At 71.6% G+C, this 26,639-nt stretch carries 28 protein-coding genes; 11 read left to right on the forward strand and 17 right to left on the reverse strand.

Annotated features, from left to right (window positions below):
• Positions 1-275: 275 nt before the first annotated feature.
• From ASF38_RS11930 to ASF38_RS11940, 3 genes are all read right to left on the reverse strand, one after another.
• On the reverse strand, positions 276-1,775 hold the full coding sequence (locus ASF38_RS11930; RefSeq protein ID WP_056576280.1) for a S8 family serine peptidase: 1,500 nt from the start codon (positions 1,773-1,775) through the stop codon (positions 276-278).
• A 174-nt stretch (positions 1,776-1,949) separates the two neighbouring features.
• On the reverse strand, positions 1,950-2,507 hold the full coding sequence (locus ASF38_RS11935) for a dihydrofolate reductase family protein (RefSeq protein ID WP_056576283.1): 558 nt from the start codon (positions 2,505-2,507) through the stop codon (positions 1,950-1,952).
• Between the two features lie 52 nt (positions 2,508-2,559).
• Entirely contained in the window at positions 2,560-3,228 is a 669-nt protein-coding gene (locus ASF38_RS11940; protein WP_056555527.1) for a hypothetical protein, read from the reverse strand.
• Positions 3,229-3,371: 143 nt separating this feature from the next.
• Between ASF38_RS11940 and ASF38_RS17260 the strand changes: the two genes are divergently transcribed.
• Positions 3,372-4,673, forward strand: a complete 1,302-nt coding sequence (locus tag ASF38_RS17260) for a DUF2786 domain-containing protein (protein WP_156366907.1) — start codon at positions 3,372-3,374, stop codon at positions 4,671-4,673.
• A 60-nt stretch (positions 4,674-4,733) separates the two neighbouring features.
• Here the strand turns inward: ASF38_RS17260 and ASF38_RS11950 are convergent, their stop codons facing one another.
• Positions 4,734-4,988: a WhiB family transcriptional regulator gene (locus tag ASF38_RS11950; RefSeq protein ID WP_055965630.1), complete on the reverse strand. Its 255-nt coding sequence runs from the start codon at positions 4,986-4,988 to the stop codon at positions 4,734-4,736.
• 241 nt (positions 4,989-5,229) lie between these two features.
• The gene (gene glnA, locus ASF38_RS11955; protein WP_055965632.1) at positions 5,230-6,651 is read right to left on the reverse strand and encodes a type I glutamate--ammonia ligase; all 1,422 of its coding nucleotides are present in this window, start codon (positions 6,649-6,651) and stop codon (positions 5,230-5,232) included.
• A gap of 199 nt (positions 6,652-6,850) precedes the next feature.
• Here glnA and ASF38_RS11960 point away from each other — a divergent pair, with 199 nt between their 5' ends.
• Entirely contained in the window at positions 6,851-7,234 is a 384-nt protein-coding gene (locus tag ASF38_RS11960) for an RDD family protein (RefSeq protein ID WP_055965635.1), read from the forward strand.
• Between the two features lie 15 nt (positions 7,235-7,249).
• Here ASF38_RS11960 and ASF38_RS11965 read toward each other — a convergent pair whose 3' ends face one another.
• From ASF38_RS11965 to lipA, 3 genes are read right to left on the reverse strand one after another with little or no spacing between them, the layout of a single operon-like run.
• Complete coding sequence (locus tag ASF38_RS11965; protein WP_056576286.1) at positions 7,250-7,603, reverse strand: hypothetical protein; 354 nt, start codon at positions 7,601-7,603, stop codon at positions 7,250-7,252.
• Positions 7,603-8,307, reverse strand: coding sequence for a DUF4191 domain-containing protein (locus ASF38_RS11970; protein WP_055965639.1), 705 nt, complete (start codon positions 8,305-8,307; stop codon positions 7,603-7,605). Before ASF38_RS11970 ends, ASF38_RS11965 begins: the two co-directional genes overlap by 1 nt.
• Before the next feature lie 20 nt (positions 8,308-8,327).
• Positions 8,328-9,266 carry a lipoyl synthase gene (gene lipA, locus ASF38_RS11975; protein WP_200914523.1) on the reverse strand — a complete coding sequence of 313 codons (939 nt, stop codon included), beginning with the start codon at positions 9,264-9,266 and terminating at the stop codon, positions 8,328-8,330.
• Positions 9,267-9,372: 106 nt separating this feature from the next.
• Here lipA and ASF38_RS11980 point away from each other — a divergent pair, with 106 nt between their 5' ends.
• From ASF38_RS11980 to ASF38_RS11995, 4 genes are all read left to right on the forward strand, one after another.
• Positions 9,373-10,644, forward strand: coding sequence for a sensor histidine kinase (locus ASF38_RS11980; protein WP_156366908.1), 1,272 nt, complete (start codon positions 9,373-9,375; stop codon positions 10,642-10,644).
• Positions 10,641-11,294 carry a response regulator transcription factor gene (locus ASF38_RS11985; RefSeq protein WP_056576292.1) on the forward strand — a complete coding sequence of 218 codons (654 nt, stop codon included), beginning with the start codon at positions 10,641-10,643 and terminating at the stop codon, positions 11,292-11,294. The genes ASF38_RS11980 and ASF38_RS11985 overlap by 4 nt, the downstream gene beginning before the upstream one ends.
• 134 nt (positions 11,295-11,428) lie before the next feature.
• The gene (locus ASF38_RS11990; RefSeq protein WP_055965646.1) at positions 11,429-12,307 is read left to right on the forward strand and encodes an ABC transporter ATP-binding protein; all 879 of its coding nucleotides are present in this window, start codon (positions 11,429-11,431) and stop codon (positions 12,305-12,307) included.
• Positions 12,304-13,497 (forward strand): ABC transporter permease, encoded by a 1,194-nt coding sequence (locus ASF38_RS11995; protein ID WP_056576296.1) that lies wholly within the window; start codon positions 12,304-12,306, stop codon positions 13,495-13,497. Before ASF38_RS11990 ends, ASF38_RS11995 begins: the two co-directional genes overlap by 4 nt.
• Positions 13,498-13,501: 4 nt before the next feature.
• Here ASF38_RS11995 and lipB read toward each other — a convergent pair whose 3' ends face one another.
• Positions 13,502-14,230: a lipoyl(octanoyl) transferase LipB gene (lipB, locus tag ASF38_RS12000; protein WP_056576299.1), complete on the reverse strand. Its 729-nt coding sequence runs from the start codon at positions 14,228-14,230 to the stop codon at positions 13,502-13,504.
• A 68-nt stretch (positions 14,231-14,298) separates the two neighbouring features.
• Between lipB and ASF38_RS12005 the strand changes: the two genes are divergently transcribed.
• Positions 14,299-14,724: a hypothetical protein gene (locus tag ASF38_RS12005; protein WP_056576302.1), complete on the forward strand. Its 426-nt coding sequence runs from the start codon at positions 14,299-14,301 to the stop codon at positions 14,722-14,724.
• Here ASF38_RS12005 and ASF38_RS12010 read toward each other — a convergent pair.
• Genes ASF38_RS12010 through lpdA form a run of 4 tightly spaced genes read right to left on the reverse strand, consistent with a single transcriptional unit; the run spans position 14,716 to position 19,496 of the window.
• Positions 14,716-15,222, reverse strand: a complete 507-nt coding sequence (locus ASF38_RS12010) for a DinB family protein (protein ID WP_056555787.1) — start codon at positions 15,220-15,222, stop codon at positions 14,716-14,718. The two genes, ASF38_RS12005 and ASF38_RS12010, sit on opposite strands and share 9 nt — an antisense overlap.
• Positions 15,212-16,117 carry a TIGR01777 family oxidoreductase gene (locus tag ASF38_RS12015; RefSeq protein ID WP_056576305.1) on the reverse strand — a complete coding sequence of 302 codons (906 nt, stop codon included), beginning with the start codon at positions 16,115-16,117 and terminating at the stop codon, positions 15,212-15,214. Before ASF38_RS12015 ends, ASF38_RS12010 begins: the two co-directional genes overlap by 11 nt.
• A 9-nt stretch (positions 16,118-16,126) precedes the next feature.
• Positions 16,127-18,049, reverse strand: a complete 1,923-nt coding sequence (gene sucB / locus ASF38_RS12020) for a 2-oxoglutarate dehydrogenase, E2 component, dihydrolipoamide succinyltransferase (RefSeq protein WP_056576308.1) — start codon at positions 18,047-18,049, stop codon at positions 16,127-16,129.
• Between the two features lie 19 nt (positions 18,050-18,068).
• Entirely contained in the window at positions 18,069-19,496 is a 1,428-nt protein-coding gene (gene lpdA / locus ASF38_RS12025) for a dihydrolipoyl dehydrogenase (protein WP_156366909.1), read from the reverse strand.
• Between the two features lie 149 nt (positions 19,497-19,645).
• Between lpdA and ASF38_RS18490 the strand changes: the two genes are divergently transcribed.
• The gene (locus ASF38_RS18490) at positions 19,646-20,248 is read left to right on the forward strand and encodes a hypothetical protein (RefSeq protein WP_200914511.1); all 603 of its coding nucleotides are present in this window, start codon (positions 19,646-19,648) and stop codon (positions 20,246-20,248) included.
• Positions 20,249-20,258: 10 nt separating this feature from the next.
• Here ASF38_RS18490 and ASF38_RS12035 read toward each other — a convergent pair whose 3' ends face one another.
• Genes ASF38_RS12035 through ASF38_RS12045 form a run of 3 tightly spaced genes read right to left on the reverse strand, consistent with a single transcriptional unit; the run spans position 20,259 to position 23,588 of the window.
• The gene (locus ASF38_RS12035; RefSeq protein ID WP_200914512.1) at positions 20,259-20,708 is read right to left on the reverse strand and encodes an ASCH domain-containing protein; all 450 of its coding nucleotides are present in this window, start codon (positions 20,706-20,708) and stop codon (positions 20,259-20,261) included.
• Positions 20,705-22,126 carry a serine hydrolase gene (locus ASF38_RS12040; protein WP_235497667.1) on the reverse strand — a complete coding sequence of 474 codons (1,422 nt, stop codon included), beginning with the start codon at positions 22,124-22,126 and terminating at the stop codon, positions 20,705-20,707. The genes ASF38_RS12035 and ASF38_RS12040 overlap by 4 nt, the downstream gene beginning before the upstream one ends.
• On the reverse strand, positions 22,119-23,588 hold the full coding sequence (locus ASF38_RS12045) for a leucyl aminopeptidase (RefSeq protein WP_235497669.1): 1,470 nt from the start codon (positions 23,586-23,588) through the stop codon (positions 22,119-22,121). The genes ASF38_RS12040 and ASF38_RS12045 overlap by 8 nt, the downstream gene beginning before the upstream one ends.
• 63 nt (positions 23,589-23,651) lie before the next feature.
• On the opposite strand from ASF38_RS12045, the gene gcvT reads away from it, so the two are divergent.
• Together gcvT and ASF38_RS12055 are read left to right on the forward strand one after the other, a co-directional pair.
• Positions 23,652-24,767 carry a glycine cleavage system aminomethyltransferase GcvT gene (gene gcvT / locus ASF38_RS12050; protein WP_056555550.1) on the forward strand — a complete coding sequence of 372 codons (1,116 nt, stop codon included), beginning with the start codon at positions 23,652-23,654 and terminating at the stop codon, positions 24,765-24,767.
• A 78-nt stretch (positions 24,768-24,845) separates the two neighbouring features.
• Positions 24,846-25,040, forward strand: coding sequence for a hypothetical protein (locus ASF38_RS12055; RefSeq protein ID WP_055965659.1), 195 nt, complete (start codon positions 24,846-24,848; stop codon positions 25,038-25,040).
• A 48-nt stretch (positions 25,041-25,088) separates the two neighbouring features.
• Here ASF38_RS12055 and ASF38_RS12060 read toward each other — a convergent pair whose 3' ends face one another.
• On the reverse strand, positions 25,089-26,075 hold the full coding sequence (locus tag ASF38_RS12060; RefSeq protein WP_056576311.1) for a YafY family protein: 987 nt from the start codon (positions 26,073-26,075) through the stop codon (positions 25,089-25,091).
• A 100-nt stretch (positions 26,076-26,175) separates the two neighbouring features.
• Between ASF38_RS12060 and ASF38_RS12065 the strand changes: the two genes are divergently transcribed.
• Complete coding sequence (locus ASF38_RS12065; protein ID WP_056576314.1) at positions 26,176-26,631, forward strand: VOC family protein; 456 nt, start codon at positions 26,176-26,178, stop codon at positions 26,629-26,631.
• Positions 26,632-26,639 lie beyond the last annotated feature (8 nt).

Genomic DNA, 26,639 nt, shown 5'->3' on the forward strand with positions numbered 1-26,639 from the left:
ATCGGTCACCGTGAGGCGCCCGGTCGTGCTCGTGCTGGTGGTCGGGGGCTTCGTGGTGCCGCCGTCGTCGGACGTGATGCCCAGCTCCGAGACGGCCAGCCACACGAGGGCGAGGATGCCGACGCCCCAGACCAGCCGGCCGGCGCGGGAGGGGGCGGAGCTCACCGGCCCAGCATGGCAGCGGACGGGTGCTCCGCGGGTGGAACGACACGGAGCGGCCCCGAGCGCGTGGCTCGGGACCGCTCCGTCAGGTGGTGCAGTCCGTCAGGCGGGTGCTACCGGACGGCGTCGAGCGCGTCGACCATGCCGTTGCCGGCATAGCTGTTGTTCGCCGCCGACCCCTTGCACGGGGCTCCGCCGGCACCGATCGCCTGCTCCGGCGCGCAGGGCCGCTGATCGGCCTGCTTGGCCAGCTGCTTCAGCATCTTCTTCGGACCCCAGGTCGGGTGCTGCGACTTCATCAGCGCCGCCACGCCCGCCACGTGCGGCGACGCCATGGACGTGCCGCTCTTGAGGCCGTAGCCGTTGTCCTTCACGATCGTCGACAGGATCGACGAGCCGGGAGCCGCGACGTCGATGATGTTCAGACCGCGGTTGGAGAAGTACGACAGCTGGGTCTCGTTGGTCGCACCGATCCGCGCGTACGACGAGACGGTGACGACGTCGGGCAGCTCGGTCGGGATGTCGAGGCACCCGTTGTTGATGGTGCGCTCGATCGGCGTGCTGTCGTTCGGGCTGGTGTCGTTGGTCGTGTTGTTCGTCAGGTCGGTGCCGGAGTTTCCGGCGGCCGCGACGTGCAGCGCGCCCTGGTTGGTCGACCACTTCACGGCACGGCCGACGGCGTCGAGCACGGCGCCCTGGTCGGCCTGGTCCTTGCACCAGTACTCGAACGGGTCGATGTAGTAGCTGTTGTTGGTGACGTCCATGCCCTTGAGGCCGGCCCACATGAAGCCGCAGATGGCGTACTCGGGGTAGATGAATCCGTCGTCGTTGACGACCTTGACCGAGGCCATGCGCACGTTCGGCGCGACGCCGGTGATGCCGACGCCGTTGCGGTCGGCGCCGATGGTGCCGGCCACGTGGGTGCCGTGGTCGCTGGTGGTCGGCTGCCAGCCGGTGGCCGAGCGGTCGACCGTGCCGGCGTCGGTGCAGTTGACCGAGTTCTTGACGTCGATGTTCGCGGCCAGGTCGGGGTGGTCGGCGTCGATGCCGCTGTCGAGCACGCCGACCAGCACCTTCTTCGACCCGTCGGTGATCTCGTGGGCGTGGTCGGCCTTGATGTGCGCCATGTCCCACTGCTCGCCCTCGCGCGGGTCGGGCTTCACGTACTCGTCGGCGGTGTTGGCGAACTCCTCCTTGACCACGCCCTGGCTCTTGCGCAGCGTGGTGGCCTCGGTGCGCTCGCTGACCGGGACGGTGCGGGTGGCGCCGACCGACGCGACGCTCTTGCGACCGAGGCGGTAGACGTCGGCGCGGAAGTCGGCGTGGGTGGAGTGCGCCACGATCACGCCGATCTGCGGCCACTGCTGGATGACGGTGCCGCCGGCCTTCTTGACGATGGCGCGTGCGTCGGCGGTGCCGGTGGCGTTCGCCTTCTTGGCGTTGACCACGTAGGCGCTGACCTGGCCCTCGGGCGTGGCGATCGGCACGGGCGTGGACGGTGCGCGATTGGATGGGGCGGTGGTGGCGGCGCCGGCGCTGGTGAGCGTGGTGGCGACGACCCCGAGGGCCAGAGTGACGGCCCCGATGGTGAGCCCGCGTCGGGCTCGAGACATACCTGTGTTCACGTGTTGTCCCCCCTAGGAACTGCCGGCGGCCGCGAGAACGCGACGCAGAGACCGGCCTGTTCACCTCACCACACGGCACGGACAGCGTCCAGGTCCCGGCGGTTGCGATGTGGTTTCGGCACGCACCGGTCTCGCGGTGCCGAGCGTCGACGTGGGTCGGGCTCAGCGGCGGCGCAGGCGCAGGTACGTGACTGCGTCGAGCCGTCCCTCGTCGACGAGCTCGAGGTCGAGGTTCGCGTCGTCGGGGAAGGCCCGGAGGCCGCTCCCCACGACCTTCGGCACGATGTAGAGGCGGAACTCGTCCACGAGGCCGGCGCGGATGGCCGGTGCTGCGGTGGTGGGGCCGAAGATCTCGACGTCGCCGGGTGCGTCGCGCACGATCTGCTCCAGCTCGTCGAGCTCGAGGTGCGGCACGAGGCGGGCACCCTTCGAGAGGTCGTCCTGCGACAACGTGGACGACGCGACGATCTTCTCGGTCCGCGCCCACAGGCGAGCCCACTCGTGCTCGGCAGGGCCCCAGGCGCCGGGCTCCGGCTCGGCGTCCCAGTACGCCATGAGCAGGTGGGTCTTGCGTCCGTGCACCTCCGTGGACACCTGGGCCAACCGGGCGATGTGTGCGGCGAACACGGCATCGCCCGGTCCGGCCCACTGGAAGTCGCCGTCGGCGTCGGCCACGTAGCCGTCGACGGACATGGTGGCGGTGAAGGTCAGGGTGCCCATGCGGCAGCGTACGTCGGCCCACGGTCGGCGGGCACGGGTCCGAGACTTCGCGTCAGGGAGCGGATGACGGCTCGGGCTCGGCCGCAGGGGTTGAGGCGGAGGTCGTGGGCGTCGGCTCGGGGTCGGGGTTGGTCCCGCACTCGGGGTAGGTGCCGGGCGGCTCGGCGCACGGCCAGAAGATGAGGGTGACGGTCACGCGCACCGTCTCGCCGGGTTCGACGGTGACCACCTTCGCCTGCGACCGGTCGCCCTCGACCGGGTTGGTCTGGCCGTACCAGGCCGACTCCCAGTCGTCGTCGTCCGACCCGGCGCTGACGACGTAGCGGCCTGGGGCGACGCCCTTCAGGGTCCACGACGGACGGTCATTGCCCATGCCGCTGTCGTAGCGCTGGCCGGTGTCGACGTTCGTGGCAGCCACGCCGCTCTCGATCGGACGCTCCCCGGTGGACGTGGCGACGGTGACCACGATCGTGCCGGTCGATGCGCCGCCGGTGCTGGTCTGGTCCGCGCCGGAAGGGTCGTCGGAGGCCTTGACGTCGTCGGTCGGGCTCGCCGAAGCCGTGGGTGTGGTCGACGTGGTCGGGGTCGCCGTCGTGTCCTTCTCGTCCGACCCGCCTGAGGTGAGCGCGAAGGCCGTCCCGGTGCCGAGCGCCAGCACGAGGACCGCACCGACCACGGCGCCCAACCGGGCGCGGCTGCTCATCTGGTTCCACCACGTCATCGTTCGTCCCCCCTCGCGCGGACGGTGTCGTCCACGGCACCGAGTCCACCACCACGTGGGAAGAATGTCCAGGAACATCGTGCGTGCTGTCGAGACCTGGGTCGTCGACCACCATGTCGGAGCCACCTGGCACCGTTCACGACATGAGCGATCCCGACCAGGCCGGCACCTACGCCGCCGAAGACCTCGTGGCCGAGTGGCTCGACGCCGTCTCGCCCGACGACGGCACCGTGCAGGTCCGGCTGAACCGCGGTGGTGGGGCGCGGTGGGTCACGTTCACGCCCGAGCCCGAACCGCGGTTCACGCGCCCATCGGAGGTGCAGCGGTTCGTCGACGCCGCCGGCGAGCGGCTCCGCGCGCAGACCAAGCAGTTCGGTTCGGGATACCGCGGGCGGGAGGCGAAGGAGGTGCGCGTCGTCGCGCACTCGGGCAAGGGGCGTGCGTCGTACCGCGACGGCACCATCTGGCTGCCGCAGCGCGAACGCGGGGGAGCGTGGGCTCTGCGTGCTTTGGTCGTGGCGCACGAGCTGGCGCACCACCTCAACACCGGCCTCGACGGCGCGATCATCGACGAGCACGGCGCCGGGTTCCGAGCCACGTTCGTGCAGCTGCTCGAGGACCTCGGGTGGAGCGAGACCGCGGCGATGCTGCGCGCCGCGTACACCGAGGTCGGCGTGGACCGCCCCGAGGGCGTCGACGACGGCATGGTCGCGAAGGTCGGCAAGCTGCTGCGCCACGCCGAGGGCGCTTCCACCGAGGCCGAGCGCGACGCCTTCCTGGCGAAGGCCCAGGAGCTGGCCACCACGCACTCGATCGAGCTGACGCTCGCGCGCGCCGGGGCCCGCGAGGGTGAGGCGGCGGCGCAGCCGACCTTCGAGACGGTGCGCCTCGGGCACCGCGGTCAGCGCTCGAACGTCCGGTACGTGAGCCTGATGATCGCGGTGTCCCGCGCCAACGACCTGCGTTGCACGATCCGCGGCGACAACACCGGCGTCACTCTGTTCGGCTTCGCCACCGACATCGAGGTGGCCAAGACGCTCTACGCCTCGCTCGTCATCCAGATGGTCACCGACGGCGACGCCTACCTCCGCTCCGGCGCCCACAAGCCGGTGCACGGCAGCACCGCACGGGCGGCGTTCTACGCGGGGTGGACGGAGCGCATCGGCGAGCGCCTGCACGAGGCGCAGTCCCGTGCACAGCTCGAGGCCGGCGCCGCCACGGAACGCGTCGACGACGCCACGGGTGAGGTCTCGCTCGCCAAGGTCCCGGCGCTCATCGCGAAGGATGTCGAGGTCGAGGACTACTACGGCTACATGCTCCGCCAGCACGGCGTCCGCGGCACCTGGCGCGGCGGCTCGCAGGCCCGTGACGTCGGCTCCGTCGTCCGCGGCATGAAGGCCGCCGACCGCGCCCGCCTGGGGCGAGCGGGGGAGATCTCCGCCTGACCGCTCGCCGGTCTCGGCCCGACTCGAACGGATCGACGACGTGCGGACCGTGCCGACGAACTAGGCAGCGAGCCTCAGGAGGTCGCGCCACGCCGTCACGTCGGGTCGCCGGCGCAGCATCTGCCGCCGCTCGCGCTCGGTAGCGCCTCCCCAGACACCCCACTCGATGCGGTTGTCGAGCGCCTCGGCCAGGCACGCCGCCTTCACGTCACACCCGTTGCAGATGCGCTTGGCGATGTTCTGCTCCGCGCCCTTGACGAACAGATCGTCCGTCGCCGTACAGGCGGCTCGCGTCGCCCAGTTCTCGTCCCACATCTTCGTACCCCCCGATCGGCCTTCTGACGGGGATGAGACGCGCGGCTTGCCGGGACGTGACGCGATGGCGGACTCATTGTTCTGTCGCGATGAGTTGTCGAGCCGGGGCCGTCTTGCGGCGGGGTGCCAGCTGTCCGCACACGCAACGACCCCTGCCCGCGCAACGCGTCTCCGCGCCGCAGGACAGGGGTCGTTGTCGACCGTCGAGAGGTGGCTCAGTCGTGCTCAGCCACCCCGTCGATCAGATGTCGTAGTACAGCTCGAACTCGTGCGGGTGCGGACGCAGCTGGACCGGGAGGATCTCCTCGGTGCGCTTGTAGTCGATCCACGTCTCGATGAGGTCGGGCGTGAACACGTCGCCCTGGGTCAGGAACTCGTGGTCCTGCTCCAGGTTGTCGAGCACCGCGTTGAGCGACGTCGGGACCATGTCGATCTCGTTGTACTCCTCCGGCGGCAGCTCGTAGATGTTCTTGTCGATCGGGGCCGGCGGCTCGATCTTGTTCTTGATGCCGTCGATGCCGGCCATCATCAGGGCCGAGAACGCCAGGTACGGGTTGCTCGACGGGTCGGGGCAGCGGAACTCGATGCGCTTGGCCTTCGGGTTCGAGCCGGTGATCGGGATGCGGACGCAGGCCGAACGGTTGCGGGCCGAGTAGACCAGCGCGATCGGGGCCTCGAAGCCCGGGACCAGACGGTGGTAGCTGTTCACCGAGGGGTTGGTGAACGCCAGCAGCGACGGGGCGTGCTTCAGGATGCCGCCGATGTAGTGGCGCGCCAGGTCGGACAGTCCGCCGTAGCCGGCCTCGTCGTAGAACAGCGGCGAGCCGTCCTTCCAGATCGACTGGTGCACGTGCATGCCCGAGCCGTTGTCGCCGAAGATCGGCTTCGGCATGAAGGTCACCGTCTTGTCCGCGGCCCAGGCCGTGTTGCGGACGATGTACTTGAACTTCATGACGTCATCGGCTGCCTTGAGCAGCGTGTCGAACTTGTAGTTGATCTCGCCCTGGCCGGCGGTCCCGACCTCGTGGTGGCCACGCTCGAGGACGAGGCCCGCGTCGGCGAGGTTGGACATCATGTCGTTGCGCAGGTCGGCCGTCTGGTCGGTCGGCGCGACGGGGAAGTATCCGCCCTTGTAGCGGACCTTGTAGCCACGGTTGTCCGTCAGGTCCCCACCGGTCGACCAGGCCGACTCCAGCGACGTGATCTCGTAGAACGACTTGTTGGCGCTCGTGCCGAAGTTGACGCGGTCGAAGATGTAGAACTCGGCCTCGGGGGCGAAGAAGGCGGTGTCGCCGATGCCCGTGGTGGCCAGGTACGCCTCGGCCTTGCGGGCGATGTTGCGGGGGTCGCGCGAGTACGCCTCGCCCGTGATCGGGTCGTGGACGAAGAACTCCATCGCGAGCGTCTTGCGTGCCTTGAACGGGTCGAGGTAGGCCGTGCCGAAGTCGGGGAACAGCACCATGTCGGACTGGTCGATGCTCTGGAAGCCGCGGATCGACGAGCCGTCGAAGGCCACACCGTTCTCGGCGGCGTCGGCGTCGAACGTCCACGCCGGCAGCGTCACCTGCTGCTGGATGCCGGGCAGGTCGGTGAAGCGGACGTCGAGGTACTCGACGCCTTCGTCCTTGACGTACTTGAAGAACTCGTCGGCATTGCCGAACATGGGGCCTCCTCGGCCACGCGTGGGTGGCCAGATCGTCGATGTGGCGGGAGCGGCGCCTCGGCGTCCGCGTCACCGACGCTAGGCAGCGGCAGTTTCCCGGTCGTCACTCCATTGTTTCCGGCATGTTACAAGTCCCTGTGACACGTGAACCAGCGGTGACGGCCTCAGTGGCTCGGGCCGGGCCGATAGGCTCAGCGACGTGTACGACGTCTCGTTCGGCCGCCGCCTGGTCTCGCTCCTCATCGACTGGGCCGTCGCGACGCTGAGCGTCGTGGCCGTCACCCGCACGCCGCTCGCGGGGGAGGGAGCGGTCAGCTCGTTCTACACGCTCGGCGTGTTCTTCCTCGAGGTCACGCTGCTCACCGGCACGCTCGGCTTCTCGATCGGCAAGCGGATCATGAGCATCGGCGTCGTCGGCCCCGACGGCCGCCCCATCGGGGTGCCGAGGGCAGCGCTGCGCACCGCGCTGCTGTGCCTCGTGGTCCCTGCGCTCATCCAGAACGAGGACCAGCGCGGGCTGCACGAGATCGTGTCGGGCTCGCGGGTCGCACGTCGCACCCCGCCGTCCGCGTCGCGCACCTGAGCGTACGCGCGTGACCTACTGGTCGAGGTCGGCGCGGTTGCGCTCCACGGAGACCGCCCGGTCGCCCTCGAAGCAGAAGCGCGCCACGCCTCGGTAGGACTCGCGGTACGACGTCTTGGCGTACAGGCACTGGGCGCCGGACGGCTCGGGCGCGCCACCCTCGTCGAGGAAGGTCTGCGCCAGCTCGTCGTCATCGGTCGCGCCCCGGTCCTTCGCCGTCTCGGGCGTCAGCTGGTCGCCGCGCGCCTCGAGGGAGCGGTACGTCTGCGCCGACATCTCACCGGGGGTCGCACTACCTCCGCACCCGGCCAGCACGGCCGCAGCTGCGAGTCCGGTGGCCAGGCCCCGCCAGCGCGTCGAGCGGTGCATCAACCGCGCATCGCCCGGCGCGCACCCTTCATGCTCGTGGGCACGGGCCCACGCGGCATGGGTGCGGTCGGACGCATCGCGTCGAGCGCCTTGAGCTTGTTGATGATCGCCGTCTGCTCGGCCGGCTTGACCGACTTCGGCATCTTGCGCAGGTGCTTGACCAGCTTGGGCAGCGGCACCTCGCCGTCGCCACGGCCCACGACGACCTCGATCACCGGGACGTCGTCGCCGACGATGCGCACGTGCTTCTTGCGCTCGGCCGCGAGCAGGCTTCGCACGCGCGAGCCGTTGCCCTCACCCACGAGGACGATGCCCGGGCGACCGATCACGCGGTGCATGACGTCCTGGTTCTTGGTGAACCCGGCAGCAGGCTTGACGTTCCAGCCGCGCTTCATCATCTGCAGCGCGCCGGCGGCGGCACCGGGCTGGCCCTCCACCTGGGCGTAGGCGGCCTTCTCGGCGCGGCGGCCGAAGACCGCCAGCAGCGCGAGGATGCCGATGAGGATCGAGAAGACGACCGTGATGATCGTCCCGAACAGGCCCGTGCCCAGCACGAGCACACCGAGGATCGCTGTCACACCGGCGCCGATCAGGAACGTCAGCAGCAGGATCAACCCGATGTTGCGGTCGTTCTGCTTGGTGATCGTGTACGCCTGGCGCAGCTGGGCCAGGCGTCCCTTCGGTGGCGCGGCGGGGTTGGACATGACCCCATCCTACGATGCGGCTACGCGACGCCGTCCGTGTGGCGGAGCACGACCTCGCCCGTGGTCTGACGCTTCTCGACGGCCTGCTGGTACAGGCGGCCGGCGCGGTAGGACGAGCGCACGAGCGGGCCGGACATGACGCCGGCGAAGCCGATCTCGTCGGCCTCGTCCTTGAGCTCCACGAACTCCTCGGGCTTGACCCAGCGCTCCACGGGGTGGTGGCGCGGGCTGGGCCGCAGGTACTGCGTGATGGTGATCAGGTCGCAGCCGGCCTCGTGCAGGTCGCGCAGCGCCTGCGAGACCTCCTCGCGGGTCTCGCCCATGCCGAGGATCAGGTTGCTCTTGGTGACCAGCCCGTAGTCGCGGGCCTGCGTGATGACGCCGAGCGACCGCTCGTACGTGAACGCCGGACGGATCCGCTTGAAGATGCGCGGCACGGTCTCGACGTTGTGCGCGAGCACCTCGGGGCGGGAGTCGAAGACCTGCTCGAGCAGGTCGGGCTTGCCGTTGAAGTCGGGGATGAGGTTCTCGACGCCGGTTCCCGGGTTCAGCTCGTGGATCTTGCGCACCGTCTCGGCGTACAGCCACGCGCCGCCGTCGGGCAGGTCGTCGCGCGCCACACCGGTGATGGTGGAGTAGCGGAGCTGCATCTTCTGCACGCTCTCGGCCACGCGACGCGGCTCGTCGAGGTCCAGCGCGGACGGCTTCCCGGTGTCGATCTGGCAGAAGTCGCACCGCCGCGTGCACTGCTCACCACCGATGAGGAAGGTGGCCTCGCGGTCCTCCCAGCACTCGAAGATGTTGGGGCAGCCGGCCTCCTGGCAGACCGTGTGGAGCCCCTCGCCCTTCACGAGCTTCATCAGCTCGTTGTACTCCGGCCCCATCTTGGCGCGGGTCTTGATCCACTCGGGCTTCTTCTCGATGGGGGTCTGCGCGTTGCGGACCTCGAGCCTGAGCATCTTGCGGCCTTCGGGTGCGATCGTCACGCCCTCCACAGTACGCCGCCGACCCAGCCCCATCTCGTCCGCGGGGCTACGCACGCGTAGCACTGGGTAGGGTCGCGGCGTGGGGAGACTCGACCGCTCGTGGACGCGTCCGCGACCGACCCGTGCCCAGGTGCGCACCGACGTCCTGGTCGGTCTCCTCGCGGCTGTCGTCAGCGTCGCGTCGGTCGAGGTCTTCGCCAGCGCGTCCGGTGCCTCCACGGGCTGGAAGGGCATCGAGGCCTACGTGTGGTTCGGGATCTGCGGCCTCGCCCTGTGCGGTCGCCGACGCTTCCCCATCACGGTGCTGCTCGTCGTGTCGGCCGTCTTCATCGTCATCGGCGAGCGGCTGCTGGAGCTCGGGGTCGTGTTCACCGTCCAGATGACGCTCTTCGCCGCCCTCTACGCCGCGTGGGCGTGGTCGCGGCGGCCGAGAGCCTTGTGGGCGGTGACCGGGCTGGTCCTCGTCGGCATGTTCGGCTGGTTGGTGTGGTCGCTGAACAACGGGACCATGGGGCCTCTCGGCGAGCAGACCGGGTTGCTCCCGCCGAAGGTGGCGCTCGTCGTCTACAGCCTGGCCATCAACGTCGCGTACTTCTTCGGTGCCATCGCGTGGGGGCAGTCGGCCTACCTCAGCGCACGCCGCAGCGCCCTCGTCGAGGACCAGCGCGAGCGCGAGCGCGCCGTGCAGGGTCTCGAGCAGCAGCAGGCGGTCCAGGCCGAACGCGTCCGCATCGCCCGCGACCTGCACGACGTCGTGGCGCACCACGTCAGTGGCATCGGGGTCCAGGCGGCCGGAGCCGGGCGGCTCCTCGAGGCCCGCCCGGAGCGGGCCCGCGAGGCGCTCACCGCCATCGAGACGTCGTCGCGGCAGGCGGTGTCCCAGATGCACCAGATCGTCGGGCTGCTGCGGTCCGCCGAGGAGGCCGGTCCCGCCGACCGCGGCCCGCAGCCGGGGATCGCCGACATCGAGGCGCTCGCCGTCACGACCGAACGCCCCGCCGTCGTGGTCGACGTCGTGGGCGCGCCGTTCCCCGTCCCCGACACCGTGGGGCTGTCGCTCTACCGCGTGGCCCAGGAGGCGCTCAGCAACGTGCGGCGCCACTCGGGGGCGCCGTCGGCAAGGATCACGCTGCGCTACCTCACAGACTCGGGCGAGCGTCCGGCCGTCGAGGTCGAGGTGCTCGACGACGGTCCCACCCGCACCGCCCCCGACGAGGCCTCGGGCGGCTTCGGTCTCGACGGCATCCGCGAGCGCGCCGCCATGCACGGCGGCATCGCCGACATCGGCCCACGACCCACCGGCGGGTACCGCGTCCGGGTCCGCATCCCCGTCGACCAGGAGGACGCATGAGCGACCAGACCACCCGGGTGCTGCTGGTGGACGACCAGGAGCTGATCCGCGCCGGGTTCTCGATGATCCTCGAGGTCGAGACCGACATCGAGGTCGTCGGCGAGGCGCGCGACGGCGACGAGGCGCTGCGCCAGGTCGCGGCGTTGAGGCCCGACGTGGTGCTCATGGACGTGCAGATGCCCGGCACCGACGGCATCACCGCCACCGCCCGCATCGCGCAGGACCACCCCGACACGCGCGTGCTCATCCTCACCACCTTCGACGACGACGAGTACCTGTTCGCCGCCCTGCAGGCCGGTGCCAGCGGGTTCCTGCTGAAGAACTGCCCGCCCGAGGACCTGGTGAGCGCCATCGGGCTCGCCGCCCAGGGTCACGCGCTCCTCGCCCCCGAGGTGACCCAGCGGGTCATCGCCCGCTCCACCGGCCGGTCGCGGGGCGACGCGAGCGTGCTCGACGACCTCACCGAGCGCGAGCGCGACGTCCTGAAGGCGCTCGGCCGCGGACTCAGCAACGCCGAGATCGCGGCCGAGATGTTCGTCAGCGGCGCCACCGTGAAGTCGCACGTCTCGCGCATCCTCACCAAGCTCGGCGCCCGCGACCGGGTGCAGGCGGTCATCGTCGCGTTCGAGTCGGGGTTGATGGACGACTGAGTCGGGCCTGCTTCCCGGGAAGAGCCGTCCGGTGAGGCGACCGCCTGACGACGCCTCCACGTAGCCGCGTGGGGGAGGCAGGTGTGGCCGCGCGGCCGATGCGCCACCGCCCTTCGGATCCCTAGCGTGGACGCATGATCACCGTCGAGAAGCTCACCAGACGCTATGGGGACACCACCGTCGTCGACGACGTGTCCTTCCAGGTCCGACCGGGGCGCACCACGGGATTCGTGGGGGCCAACGGCGCGGGCAAGACCACGACCATGCGCATGATCATGGGCGTGCTCGCACCCAGCGCGGGGGAGGTGCTCTGGAACGGCGAGCCCGTGACGGCCGAGGTCCGCCGCTCCTTCGGCTACATGCCCGAGGAGCGCGGCCTCTACCCGCGCATGAAGCTGCGCGACCAGCTCGTGTACTTCGCCCGGCTGCACGGCATGACCCCCGACGAGGGACGCAGCCGCACCGACGAGCTGCTCGGCCACTTCGGCCTCGAGAGCCGCGCCGACGACCTGCTCGACGAGCTGTCGCTCGGCAACCAGCAGCGCATCCAGATCGCTGCCTCCCTCGTCCACCGGCCCGCAGCCCTCGTGCTCGACGAGCCGTTCAGCGGTCTCGACCCGCTGGCCGTCGACTCCATGGTCGACCTGCTCCAGCGTGAGGCGGGCGACCTGCCCCTGCTGTTCTCCAGCCACCAGCTCGACCTCGTCGAGCGCCTCTGTGACGACCTCGTCATCCTGTCCGGCGGTCGCCTCGTCGCCGCCGGCCCCGTCGAGGAGCTCCGTGGACGCGGCGCCGACCGCTATCGCGTGGTCCTCGACGGCGAGGACGCCGCCTGGCTCCGCGACCTGCGCGGCGTCGTCGTCCGCGACGTCGACGGCCCGACGGCCCTGCTCGACCTCGACGGCCTCACCGCGCCCGAGCTCGTCCGCCACGTGGGGGAGCGCAGTGCCGTCATCGAGATCGCCCGCGACCACCAGCCCCTCTCCGAGATCTTCAAGGAGTCCGTCCGATGAGCACCTCCAGCCCCCGCGGCACGCGCAACCTCTGGCGCGTCGTCGCGCAGCGAGAGATCACCACCCGTGTGTGGGAGAAGTCGTTCCTGATCACCACGGTCCTGTCCTTCGTCATCATCCTCGGCGGCATCATCGGTGCCGACTTCTTCCAGGGGCGCGACCAGGACCGCACCGTCGCCGTGGTCGACCCGGCAGCCGCCGAGGTGGTCGACGCCGCGTCCGCGGTCGCGACCAATCTCGACGACCGGGTGACGATCAAGGCCGACCGGGTCGACGACGCCACGGCGGCCGAGCGTCTGGTCGAGGACGGGGACGCCGACGCGGCGCTCCTGGCCACCAACGACGGCTACGAGGTCGTGGGCGACCGCGACGTCGACTCCACCGTCTCCCAGGCCCTCGAGATCGCCGTGTCCTCGCAGGCGCTGGAGAGCAACGCCGCCGCGCAGGAGGTCGACCTGAGCGCCTTGCAGTCCGGGACGACCACGCAGGAGCGTCTGCTCGACCCCGCGTCGAAGGACGCGGGCCTGCGGCAGGCGGCCGCCTTCGGCTTCATCCTGCTGTTCTTCCTGACGGCGATCGGCTTCGGCATGGCCATCGCGGGCAGCGTGACGCAGGAGAAGGAGAGCCGCGTCGTGGAGATCCTCGCCGCCGCCGTCCCGATCCGGCAGCTGCTGTGGGGCAAGATCGCCGGCAGCACCGTGCTGGCGATCGGGCAGATCGTCCTGTTCGTCGCCGCCGCGGCGATCGGGCTCGCGGTCACGGGCCAGCTGTCCGGGCTCGAGGTCGTGGCCCCGGCGATGATCAGCTACATCGGCTTCTTCGTGATCGGCTTCGCCGCGCTGGCGAGCCTCTGGGCCGTCGCCGGCTCCCTGGCGTCGCGCCAGCAGGACCTGCAGTCGACCACCATGCCCGCGCAGATGCTGCTGATGGTGCCGTACTTCGTGTACTTCTTCGCCGGGGACGCGGTCAAGGAGGTCCTGTCGATGGTCCCGATCATCTCCACGATGCTCATGCCGGCGCGGATGGCCGAAGGAGCGGTCCCGGCCTGGCAGATCGCGCTCGCGCTCGGCGGCACGATCGTGGTCGCCGCGGTCATGGTCCGGGTCGGGGCCGCCGTCTACGAGCGGACCCTGCTGCGCACGGGGGACAAGATCTCCTACCGCGAGGCGCTGGCCAGCTCCGACGCCTGAGGCGTCAGCCGGCCAGTCCGGGAAGACCGAGCACGGGCACCTCCGGGGGGTGCCCGTGCTCGGCCGTCTGCAGGTCCGGCGACGGCGTGTAGGGCTCCCACGCGAGCAGGTCCACCAGGTGCGGGCGGACGGCCGCCGCGGCCTCGGGGACGGTCACGTCGCGCCCGAGCTCCTTCGACAGCGTGGTGACCCCGGCGTCGGCGATGCCGCAGGGGACGAACCGGTCGTACCAGTCGAGGTCGACGTCGGCGTTGAGCGAGAAGCCGTGCATCGTGACGGCGCGGGTCACGCGGATGCCGATCGCCGCGACCTTGCGCTCCGGGCCACGGGCGTCGGCCGCGAGCCACACGCCCGAGCGGCCCTGGACCCGACCGGCCGCGACGCCGAGGTCGGCGACCGCACGGATGAGGGCCTCCTCCACGCGCCGGACGTAGTCGACGACGAGCACGTGCGACGGGAGCTTCGTGATCGGGTACCCGACCAGCTGGCCCGGGCCGTGGAAGGTGATCTTGCCGCCGCGGTCGACGTCGACGACGGGGGTGCCGTCGAACGGACGCTCGTGCGGCTCGGTGCGCTTGCCGGCCGTGTAGACGGGCGGGTGCTCGAGGAAGAGGGCGGTGTCGTCGATCTCGCCGGCCACGCGCTGGGCGTGCAGCTCGCGCTGCAGCTCCCACGCCGCCTCGTAGTCCAGAGCGCGCTCGCCGTACCAGTCGTCGATGATCTCCAGGGTCACGCCTCCTACGGTAGCCCGCCTGTGGACACGCGTTCGACCCTCGTGACCGCGCCGGGCACGCTGCGGGGATGACTGCGTGGTTCGCTGCCCTCGTCACCTGGTGGGGCACCCTGCTCGGGCCGGGCGACACCGCCGAGGAGTGCCTGCTGCTCGGTCGTCTCGACGCGGAGCGGGCGCACGCGTTCGTGCACGCCGACGTCGACCGGCTCGCTGCGGTCTACGCGTCCGACGGCCTGCGCGAGCGCGACGTCGAGGTGCTGGAGGACTACGCCGAGCGCTCGCTGCGGCTCGAGGGCATGGCCCAGCTGCGGTCGTCGTGCCGGGTGGTCGAGCGCGACGCCGACCGCGTCGCCCTCGACGTGGTCGACCGGCTCGGGCCCACGAGGGCCGTGAACGCGGGCGGGGCCGTGCCGCTGCCGACGGACGAGCCCACCCGACGGCGGGTCACCCTCGAGGAGAGCGCGAGCGGCTGGCGGGTCGTGGCCTCACGCTGACGCGTCCTCGCCCACCGCGCCGTCGACCAGCTCGCGCACCACGTCGAGATGACCCGCGTGCCGGGCGTACTCCTGCAGCACGTGGAAGCCGATGGTGTGCAACGTGGGCGGGTCCGCGTCGAAGCGACCACCGAGGGCTGCTCGTGCGTCGAGCGGGTGCTCGCGCAGCACGGACTCGGTGCGCACCGCGCCCGCCTCGAGCCGTGCGAGCAGCGACTCCGGCGAGTCCGTGGTCGACCAGCGTCCGTCCGGTCCCTGGTCGCCCCAGGGGTCGGGCAGCGGCTCGCCGAGGAAGCCCCACACGAACCACCGTCGCTCCATGTGCACGAGGTGCGACAGGAGCTCGAGCGGCGTCCAGCCCGACGGCAGCACGGTCGTGCGGAGCGCGTCCGGCTCGAGACCGTCGAGCTTGCGCCGGACCTCGGCCCGGAAGAAGGCGAGGTACCGGACCAGCGACCCAGCGGTGTCGGGGTGCGTCCCGGTGGGCTCAGGAAGCACGGTCGTCGGCGAGTGCCGACGCGAGTGCACTGCGCAGGTCGGGGTCCTCGAAGACGAACCCGGCCGCCTGCAGGGCGGCGGGCACCATGCGCAGCGAGCCCAGCAGGTCGTCGGACAGCGCTCCGAGCGCCACCTTCAGTGCGGGCGCCGGGGCGACGAGGAACGTCGGCCGGCCCAGGGCGTCGCCGAGGGCGTCGGTGAACTCCGCGTTGGTGGGGGCGTCGGGCAGGGAGAGGTTGACGGGGCCGGAGAGGTCGTCGCGCTCGAGCAGGAACGCCACGGCCCGGACCCAGTCGCGCCGCGACATGACCGACATGCGCTGCGTGCCCTTGCCCAGCCGCGGACCCAGCCCCGCCTTGAACGGCAGCAGCATGGGGCCGAGCAGGCCGCCCTCGTCGTCGAGGGGGAGGCCGGTGCGCAGCAGGCAGACCCGCTGCCCGGCCTGGACGGCAGGCTCGGCGGCGGCCTCCCACGCGACGCACAGGTCGGCGAGGAAGCCGTCGCCGTGGGCAGCGCCCTCGGTGAGCGGCTCCTGACCACGGTCGGCGCCGTAGATCCCCATGGCAGAGCCCGACAGCAGCACGGTGGGGGAGTCGGAGGCGGCCACGGCCTTGGCCAGCGTGGTGGTGGCGTCGACGCGCGACGACCACAGCTCCTTCTTGTAGGAGCTGGTGCGCGGCCACCGGGCGATGGACGCCCCGGACAGGTTGACGACCGCGTCGGCCCGGTCGATCAGCACCTGGTCGACCCGACCCTGGCTCGGGTCCCACAGGGAGGCGTCCGGGCCGGGGCTTCCCGACCGGACGAGGCGGGTCACCTGGTGACCCTCGTCCCGCAGGTGCGAGACGAGGGCCGAGCCCAGGAAGCCCGAGGAACCGCCGATGACGACGTGCATGTCAGCCGATCACAGCTCGCCCTCGAACGAGCCGCTCTGCAGCCGCTCCTTGACCGCGGTCAGGAACCGGCCGGCGTCGGCACCGTCGATGAGGCGGTGGTCGTAGGTGAGTGCGAGGTAGGCCATGCTGCGCACCGCGATGCTGTCGCTGCCCTGCGCGTCGGTGATGACGACCGGACGCTTGACCACGGCACCGACACCCAGGATCGCGACCTGCGGCTGGTTGATGATCGGCGTGTCGAACAGGGCGCCGTTGCTGCCCAGGTTCGTGATCGAGAACGTGCCACCGGAGAGCTCGTCGGGCGAGATCTTGTTGGTGCGCGTGCGCTCCGCGACGTCGGCGATCTTGCGGGCGAGGCCTGCGATCGAGAGGTCGCCGGCGTCCTTGATCGTCGGCACGAGCAGACCGCGCTCGGTGTCGACCGCGATGCCGAGGTGCTCACCGGACGGGTAGGTCACGGTGCCCTCCTCGAGGTCGAGGGCGGCGTTGAGCGTCGGGTGGGCCTTGAGCGCCTCGACGACGGCCTTCGCGAAGAACGGCAGGAACGTCAGCTTGACGCCCTCGCGCTCGAGGAACGCGTTCTTGTGCTTGGCGCGCAGTCGCGCGATCTCGGTGACGTCGACCTCGTGCACCTGCGTGAGCTGGGCCGAGATCTGCAGCGACTCGGTGAGCCGCGAGGCGATGACCTTGCGCAGACGGCTGACCTTCTCGGTCTTGCCGCGCAGGGGCGACGGCTCGGTCGAGGCGGCGGCCGCCGCGGGTGCCGAAGCGGCCGCAGGCGCCTGCTCCGCGGGCTTGCTCTGCTCCTCGGCCTTCTTGGCCGCGTCGAGCACGTCCTGCTTGCGGATGCGACCGCCCACGCCACTGCCGGTGACGGCGGCGAGGTCGACGCCGTGCTCCTTGGCCAGCTTGCGCACGATCGGCGTCACGTAGGTGTCGCCGCCGCTCTGGGTCGAGGCACCGGAGCTCTGCTGCGGGGCGTCCTTCGTCGGCTCGGGGCGGGCCTCGTTCTCGGGGTGGGCCTGCTTCTCCGGCTCTGCGGTCGGGGCGGGTGCGCTGGAGCCCGAGTCGGACTTCGCGACCTCGTCGGCCTTCTCCGGCTGGCTCTTCTCGGCCTCGGCGGCCTCCTCGAGCTCCTCGGCCTTCTGCGGGTCCTCTGCGGGGTCGGTCTCGCCGGAGTCGGCCGCAGCCTCGTCCTTCGACGAGCCGGAGTCGCCACCGGACGAACCGGCCGCGGAGGCGTCGCCGACGATGGCGAGCACGGCGCCCACCTCGACGGTCTCGTCCTCGTCGACCTTGATCTCGAGGATCGTGCCGGCGACCGGGGAGGGGATCTCGGTGTCGACCTTGTCGGTGGAGATCTCGAGCAGGGGCTCGTCGACCTCGACGGTGTCGCCGACGGCCTTCAGCCACGTGGTGACGGTGCCCTCGGTGACGCTCTCGCCGAGCTCGGGCAGCTTGACCTCGGTGCCCTCGCCGGTCTGGTTCGTCTCCAGGTGGGGCTCCTCGCCGTCCTGGTTGGTGGGCGTGCCGTCGGACTCGCGGGCCGGCTCCTCGCCGGGCTGCTCGGCCTGTGCCTGGTCGTCGGACGAGCCCTCGTCGTCGGAGGAGCCCTCTTCGACGTCGGCGTCCTCGGTGTCCTCCGGCTCGGCGGGCGCCTCGTCGGAACCACCGTCGTCCGACGGGCTCTCGTCGGCGTCACCGATCACGGCGAGGTCGGCGCCGACCTCGACGGTCTCGTCCTCCTCGACCTTGATCTCGAGGATGGTGCCGGCGACGGGGGAGGGGATCTCCGTGTCGACCTTGTCGGTGGAGATCTCCAGCAGGGGCTCGTCGACCTCGACGGTGTCGCCGACGGCCTTGAGCCACGTGGTGACGGTGCCCTCGGTGACGCTCTCGCCGAGCTCGGGAAGGGTGACGGTCGTTGCCATGGTGTCGTCCTCGTTCGGGTCAGGCGTGCGAGTGGAGGGGCTTGCCGGCCAGGGCGAGTGCAGCCTCGCCGAGAGCCTCGTTCTGCGTGGGGTGCGCGTGGATCAGCTGCGCGACGTCCTCGGGGTAGGCCTCCCAGTTGACGATCAGCGAGGCCTCACCGACCTGCTCGCCGTAGCGGGCGCCGATCATGTGGACGCCGACGATCGGGCCGTCCTTCTCGCGCACCAGCTTGATGACGCCGGCGGTGCCGAGGATCTGGCTCTTGCCGTTGCCGCCGAGGTTGTACTCGACGGTCTCGACGTTGTCGTCGCCGTACTTCTCCTTGGCCTGCGGCTCGGTGATGCCCACCGAGGCGAGCTCGGGGTCGCAGTAGGTGACGCGCGGGATGCCCGGGTCGAGCACGGGCTGGGGGTTGAGGCCGGCGATCTCCTCGGCCACGAAGATGCCGTGGGCGAAGCCGCGGTGGGCCAGCTGGAGACCGGGCACGAGGTCACCCACGGCGTAGACGCCGTCGACGTTGGTGTGCAGGCGCTCGTCGGTGGGCACCCAGCCGCGGTCGACGGTGACGCCGACCTCCTCGAAGCCGTTGCCGTTGCCGTTCGGGCCTCGGCCGACCGCCACGAGGACGAGGTCGGTCTCGATGGTCTTGCCGTCCTCGAGAGTCACGATCACGCCGGAGTCGGTCTGCTCGACACCGGAGAACTTGGTGCCGGTCTTGAAGGCGATCTTGCGCTTGCGGAACGCGCGCTCGAGGTTCTTCGAGAGCGTCGGGTCCTCGAGGGGCACGAGCGTGGGGAGGGCCTCGATGATCGTGACGTCGGCCCCGAAGGACTTCCAGACGGAGGCGAACTCGACACCGATGACGCTGCCGCCGATGATCACGACACGCTCGGGGACCTCGCTCATCGTGAGGGCCTCCTCGCTCGTGACGACGCGACCGCCGATCTCGAGACCGGGCAGGCTGCGGGCGTAGGAGCCGGTCGCCAGCACGACGTTCTTGCCGGTGTACCGCTGGCCGTCGACCTCGACGGTGTCCTTGGCGACGAGCACGCCCTCACCCTCGACGACCGTGATGCCGCCGGACTTGATGAGGCCCTGCAGACCCTTGTAGAGACGGTCGATGACGCCGTCCTTGTAGGCGTTGACGGCGGCCATGTCGATGCCCTCGAACGTGGCCTTGACGCCGTAGTTCTCGCTGTGGCGGGTCTCGTCGGCGACCTCGGCCGAGTGCAGGAGCGCCTTGGTGGGGATGCAGCCGTTGTGCAGGCAGGTTCCCCCGACCTTGCCCTTCTCGACCAGCGCGACGCTGAGGCCAAGCTGCACCGCGCGGAGGGCGCAGGCGTAGCCGCCGCTGCCGCCGCCCAGGATGACGATGTCGAAGGTGTTCTGGTCGCCCGGGCTGTCCGCCACAGTGTCCTCCCGCGTGGATGAGTCGTTCTCCGTCATCTTGTCACCCTCGCGTGCGACCGCACCACGGGGGGAGCGACCGGCGAGTAGGTTGCGGTGTGACCCGTGGGGCGCCGCCCGGCGACCTGCCGCGCGGGTCCCTGCGCGATTCTCCCGGTCGTCCACCAGTCGTCGGGCAGAATGTCGCCATGGCTCTGTTCGGCCGCCGACGCGGCAGCTCCGATCGTCGCGCGACGCGTGACGACATGGCCACGCTGCGCGCCTGGGCGGGGGAGCGTGACGGCGTCGAGGCGTACGTCGAGCCGCGCACGTCGTTCAACGAGCCGACGGTCGTCCTCGTGGCGTCGGACGGTGAGTCCATCCGCCGTCGGGTCGAGTCGCCCAAGGCGGCCGCCGACCTCGCCCGCAAGCTGGCGATCCCCGTCTACGACGCCAACCGGGTGGGGTACCCGCAGCGCATGCGCGACTACGCCGTGCGCAAGCAGGCCCGCGACACCGGTCGGGCGCGCTCGTCCGCGCCGGGCCCGCGTCGCTCCACGCCCGGTGGCTCCACGGCGCCGGCGCCGTCGGGCCCGCGTCCGCTCTCGCCGCGCGAGCGCGACGCGATCGCCACCCTCCAGGTGTCGGCCGACGTCACGGGCGACGCCACCGTCCGCCCCGACGACGAGGTGCTCCGTCGCTGGTGGAAGCAGGCGCGTGCCCGCTCCCACCCCGACCGCCGCGGTGGCGACCGCAGCGAGTGGGACGAGGTCGAGCAGGCCGCCCGCACCCTCGGCCTCGCCGGCGACTGACCCGCACGCCTCAGTCGGCGTGCTCGGGGGGCCAGACGACCGTGAACCGCTCGAAGACGACCTCGACGTGGTCGACATCGGCGTCGTCGGCCAGCCCGAGTCCGCGCGCCACGTAGCGGCGGTGCTCCCGCAGCCAGGAGTCACGGGTGCGGTCGTCCTCGCCCTCGTCCCATGCGAAGACGTCGTCGACGGAGTCGAGCCGTCCCGAGCGCACGTCGGTGGTGCGCAGCACGACGCGTGACCGCCCGGAGCCGTCCTCCACCACCCAGTGGCCGCCCAGCACGACGGGCTCGTCGGGGTCGGGCAGTCCGCAGGTGGCCCGCTTCGGGCCGTGGAGCACGTAGTCGAGGAGCCGGTCCGCCATCGCGGCCGAGCTGCCGAACGGTCCGACAGCGGGCACCTCGTCGCGGTGCTGCGGGTGCGCCGCGACGTAGGCGGCCCAGAGCGGATCGTCGCTCACGACCAGCCCGCCTCGTCGAGCCCGCCCGGGACCTCGACGTCGGGCGACGCGTCGTACGGGGTCCGGGTGAACGCGAACGTGGCGAGGTCCAGCTGGACGGGTCGGCCGTCGGCGTCGCGGCGCACCGTGAGCCGCTCGTTCTCGTAGTAGCCCTCGAGACCGACCCACGCACCGTCGGCGGTGGAGGCGAAGCGCGCACCGCGGCCCTGCCCGGGCTCGCCGAGGACGAGCCGGTCCCCGTCGAGCCGGACGGTGTAGCGGGACGTTCCCCAGAACCAGTCACCCACGAGGTCGAGCCTCTCCCGCTGGGCAGTCGCACGGCGCCACGGCGCCGAGGCGACCGGCTCGCGATCGCGCACGAGGTCCAGCAGGTCGGTCCCGACCGGGCCCAGCCCCGAGGTGGTGTTGGCCAGCACCACGACGCCGTCGCCTGACTCGACGTCGACGCGCAGCGAGGCCAGGAAGCCCGGCATGGATCCGCCGTGGCCGACGTACCGGCGGCCCGCGACGTTCCAGACCTGCCACCCGAGCGCGTGGGCGCCTGTCCACGGCTGTCCGGTGACGTCGCTCACCGCGACGGGCCGGAGCATCTCGCGCAGCGTGGCGTCATCGAGCAGCCCGGCGGTGTGGCCGGCGGCGAAGGCGGCCCACCGGGCCAGGTCCTCGGCGCTGGACCAGAGCTGGCCGGCCGGGGCCAGGGCAGCGGCGTCGTGCTCGGGCTCGACGTGCGCCAGGTCGGCGAACGGGTGGACCGCGAGTCCGGGAGCGGCGTCGTCGGTCGGCCGGTGGCTGGTGGCCACCATGCCGAGGGGATCGAGCAGGTCCTCGTGCACGGTGTCGTGCCAGGGCTGACCCCGCAGCCGGGAGACGAGCTCACCGAGCACGCCGAAGCCGGTGTTGGAGTAGTGGAAGCGGGTGCCGGGCGTGAACAGCAGGCGCGGTCCCGACGCCAGCAGCTCCTCCCAGGCCTGGCCGGGCGTCCGCTCCCACCACGGTCCGTTGGTCTCGGCCTGCAGGCCCGACGTGTGGCTCAGGAGCTGGGCGACCGTGACCGGTAGGTCGGTGCCGCTCGCCGCCCGGGGCCCGGCACCCCCGCCGAGCTCCGGCAGGTGGTCGCCGATCCGGTCGTTCAGGTCGAGCAGGCCGGCGTCGCGCAGCTGCAGCACCTGGGTGCCGACGAACGTCTTGGTGATGGACCCGATCCGGTACTGGGTCTGCGGCGTGGCGAGCGGGGAGTCCGCCGTGCCGTCGAGGTGGCCGGCCGCACCGCTCCACACCACCGCACCTCCGCGCACGACGGCCGCCGTGACCGAGGGGACGCGGCGGCGGACCTGCTCCTCGGCGAGGCGGGCGTCGAGCGCACGACGGGTGCCCTCCAGCAGTGGTCCGTCGTCGGTGGCGGGTCGGTCCTCAGGCACCGGCGGCGGCCAGGTCGCTCGCCAGACGCACGAGCGTGCGGACCGACACCCCGGTCCCGCCCGACGGCGTGTAGCCGTGCTCGGCGCCGTCGTTGAACGACGGACCGGCGATGTCCAGGTGCGCCCACGGGGTCTCGCCGACGAACTCGCGCAGGAAGGCGGCCGCGAACAGGGTCCCGCCGTACGGCTTCGGGTTGTGCTGGCGGATGTCGGCGATCTTGGAGGACGTGACGGCGGACTTCATCTCCTCGACGATCGGCAGCGGCCACATCGACTCCCCGGTGGCCTTCGCGGCGTCGAGGACCGACTCGCTCAGCGCGTCGTCGTTGCCGAGCACGCCGCTGGTGCGCTCACCGAGCGCCACGACGCACGCACCGGTCAGCGTCGCGACGTCGATGATGCGGTCGGCGCCGGCCTCCACCGCCAGGGAGAGACCGTCGGCGAGCACGAGGCGACCCTCGGCGTCGGTGTTGTGCACCTCGACGGTGGAGCCGGAGCGCATCGTGAGCACGTCGCCGGGGCGGGTGGCCGAGCCGCTGGGCATGTTCTCGGCGAGGCAGGCGAACGCCGTGACCTTGATCGGCAGCCCGAGCTCGGCGATGGCCAGGGTCGCGGCCACGACCGCAGCCGCGCCCGCCATGTCGATCTTCATGGTCTGCATGCCGGCGCCGCTCTTGATCGAGAGGCCGCCCGAGTCGAAGGTGATGCCCTTGCCCACGAGGGCGAGGTGGGTGACGGGCTTGCGGGGCTCGTAGCTGAGGCGCACCAGCCGGGGCGGCGCGTCGGACCCGGCGCCCACGCCGAGGATGCCGCCGCAGTGCTCCTTCTCGAGGCGCTTCTCGTCCCACACCGAGACCTTGACGGGGGTGCCACCGGCGCGCTCGACGATCTGGTCGGCGAAGGCCGGCGGCCGCAGGTCGCCGGGCGGGGTGTTCACCCAGTCACGCGCCAGGGCCGTGGCGCGGGCCACCACTGCGGCGCGCTCGACGGCGTCGACGACCGTCGACTGGCGGGCGAAGGCGGACAGCACGGTCAGGGTCCGCACGCGATCGTCGTCGGACGTCGGCTTGGTCTTGTAGGCCTCGTAGCGGTAGGAGCCGAGCAGGGCGCCCTCCGCCACGGCCGTGACCTCGTCGCCCTCGGCCGGGTGCAGGGCCAGCGCCACGGACGTGGCCTTGGTGCGGGCCGCCGCACGCACGCCGCTCGCGGCCGCACGGCGCAGCTCCTCCGCATCGGGCTCGGCGCTCAGGCCCACGGCCACCACCGTCGAGACCTTGGCGGCCTCGCCGGCAGGGACGGTGACGACCTGGCCCTTCTCGCCGGTGAAGCCCAGCAGGGCCAGCGTCGAGGCGTGGTCGCCGGCGTCGTCGTCGTTGCGCACGCCCAGCACGAGGACGTCGGCCTTGACCGACGACGGCTTGGCTGTGCTGACCGAGACGTCAGGCAGAAGGGACTCGTTCACGCGCGACGGCGTCGAAGGGGCCATGGATCCCATGTAATCACGCAGGCCGCTAGGTTGAGTCGCATGGACCTGCTCCGCTCGCCGCTGCACGACCACCACGTGGCCCTGGGGGCCAAGATGGCCGAGTTCGGCGGGTGGACGATGCCGCTGGAGTATCCCTCGGAGTCCGGCGGCGGGGTGCTCGCCGAGCACGCGGCCGTGCGGGAGGCTGCGGGCCTGTTCGACGTGAGCCACCTGGGCAAGGCGAGCGTGCGGGGGGCGGGCGCCCTCGACCACGTGAACGCCGTCCTCACCAACGACCTGCGGCGCATCGGCCCCGGACAGGCGCAGTACACGCTCTGCTGCGACGAGACCGGTGGCACGGTCGACGACCTCATCGCCTACGTCCGCAGCGAGTTCGACGTCTTCCTCGTGCCGAACGCCGCGAACACCGCCGCCGTGGTCGCGCAGCTGCAGGCGTCGGCCCCGGAGGGGGTCGAGGTCGTCGACCGGCACCGCGAGCTCGCCGTGCTGGCGGTGCAGGGTCCGTCGAGCGAGGCCGTCCTCGAGGCGGTCGGCGTGCCCGTCGACCACGCGTACATGTCGTTCGTCGAGGCGCCCGTGGGTGGGGCCGAGGCCATCGTGTGCCGCACCGGCTACACCGGCGAGAAGGGCTACGAGCTCGTGGTCCGGGCCGACGACGCCCCCGCGGTGTGGGAGGCGCTCCTGGCGGCCGGCGCGCCGCACGGTCTGCGGCCCTGCGGCCTCGGTGCCCGCGACACGCTCCGAACCGAGATGGGGTATCCGCTGCACGGCCACGAGCTGTCCCTCGAGATCTCGCCGGTCATGGCGCGCGCGGGCTGGGCGGTCGGCTGGGACAAGCCCACGTTCGCCGGCAAGGACGCCCTGACCCGCCAGCGCGAGGAGAAGACCGTTCCCCTGGTGCGCGGCCTCGTCGCCGCAGGACGCGGCATCCCGCGTCCCGGCATGGTCGTGCGGTCCGTCGGCCCCGACGGCGAGCCCGGCGACGTGGTCGGCGAGGTCACGTCGGGCACCTTCTCGCCGACGCTGCGCCAGGGTGTCGGCCTGGCCCTCCTGGACCGGTCCGTCGGCGACGGTGACGACGTGGTCGTGGAGGTCCGCCGGCGTGCGGAGCGCTTCACGGTGACCAAGCCGCCGTTCGTGACGACCTCGACCTGACGACTTCCGACGCGACACGGGCCGTGGCCTGCGCGACGATGACCGGACCGACTGCTGGACCGAACGAGGAGGACGGCGATGAGCTGGAGCTGGGTGCTGGAGACCGCCGACGGGCAGGACAAGGGCCGGTCGGAGGAGTTCGACAGCCGCGGTGACGCGGAGTCGTGGGTGGGGGAGACGTTCTCCGAGCTGATCGACCAGGGCGTCGACCAGGTCCGTCTGCTCGACGGCGACACCGAGGTCTACGGACCGATGTCGCTGCACAGCGCATAGCCGTCCGCCGCCCGCCGCTCGAGGTGCGCGACGCGTGACCCGGCCGCTTCACGGGTGCGCGGACGCGCCGCCGGCCCGGTCGTAGCGCTCCGCGAGGAGGGCGAAGGCCGAGACCAGCTCCGGCGGACCGACGACGTCCATCGCGGACTCGAACCTCCCGAACCAGGCGGCCAGCGCGCCCCAGGACCAGGAGCCGGTCTCGATGCTGCAGCGGTGGTCGTCGAGTGCGACGAGCACCCCGTCGTCCACGAAGGGGCGTACCTCGTGCGCCGGCCGGTGCAGCACGACCGTGCCGCGGCAGGGCCACTCGTCCAGGTCCGACCCCTTGAACCGTGCCGACACGAACGCCTGCACGTCGCCGCCCGGCACGGACCGTGGCCGGAACCGCGGCCCGGTCGGCGTGCGCGGGCCGACGCGGTCGGCGCTGAAGATCCGCCAGTCCTCGCGGTCGAGGTCCCACCCGACGAGGTACCACCGTCCGGAGGAGCTGACCAGGTGGTGCGGCTCGACACGTCGCGCTGCAGGGACGTCGTCACCCGCGTCCGGTGCTCCTCTCGCGACGTAGTCGAAGCGGAGGACCTCGCGATCCCGTATCGCGTTGGCGAGGGTGACGAGGACGTCGACCGCCACGCTCGGGCGTGCCGTGCCCCGGGATCGGATCGTGGTCACCTGCAGCGCGTCCAGGCGGTGCCGCAGCCGCGCGGGCATCACCTGACGGATCGTGACGAGGGCGCGGACCGCGGCCTCCTCGATGCCGACGCCGGAGGCCGGTGCGGTCTGCAGCGCGACGGCCACCGCGACGGTCTGGTCGTCGTCGAAGAGCAACGGGGGCAGCTCGGAACCGGCAGCGAGCCGGTAGCCGCCGTCCGGGCCCGTGGCGGCCTGGATGGTGTAGCCCATCTCACGGAGTCTCTCGACGTCGCGGCGCACCGTGCGGTCGCTGACCTCCAGCCGCGAGGCGAGGAGGGGACCCGGCCAGTCCCGCCGTGCCTGGAGCAGCGACAGCAGACGCAGGAGCCTGGCGGTGGTGGTCACAGGGTCGAGATTACGTGGAGTTCAGGACAGAAGCTGGCCTGAACGGGTGTCACGGTGGGTCCACCGGCCGACGCGGCCGGCCACCACCGAAGGAGAAGACATGACCATCCAGACCGTCACCCACCTGAACTTCCGCGGCGACGCCCGCGCGGCGCTCGAGCTCTACCAGTCCGTGTTCGGCGGCCACCTCGCCATCACCACCTACGCCGACGCCGGCATGCCGGCCGACGCGCCCGGGGCGGGTGCGGTCCTCTTCGGCCTGGTGTCGGCCGACAACGGGTTCCGCGTGATGGGCTACGACGTCCCCGGCCGGACCGAGGGCATGCTCGTCGGCGGAGGCACCACCCGCCGGGAGAACCACACGACGCTCACCGACCAGGCGGTGTTCGTCTCGGTCGGGTCGGACACCCTCGAGGAGCTCCAGGGCTACTGGGACGACCTCGCGGTGCAGGGCGTCGTCGTCGAGCCGCTCGCGGCCTCGGCCTGGAGCGCAGGGTTCGGCATGCTCACCGACCGCTTCGGCGTCACGTGGAGCTTCAGCGTCGTGCCGTCCTGACCGCGTCG

Source organism: Aeromicrobium sp. Leaf272 (assembly GCF_001422865.1).
Classification (GTDB): Bacteria; Actinomycetota; Actinomycetes; order Propionibacteriales; family Nocardioidaceae; genus Aeromicrobium.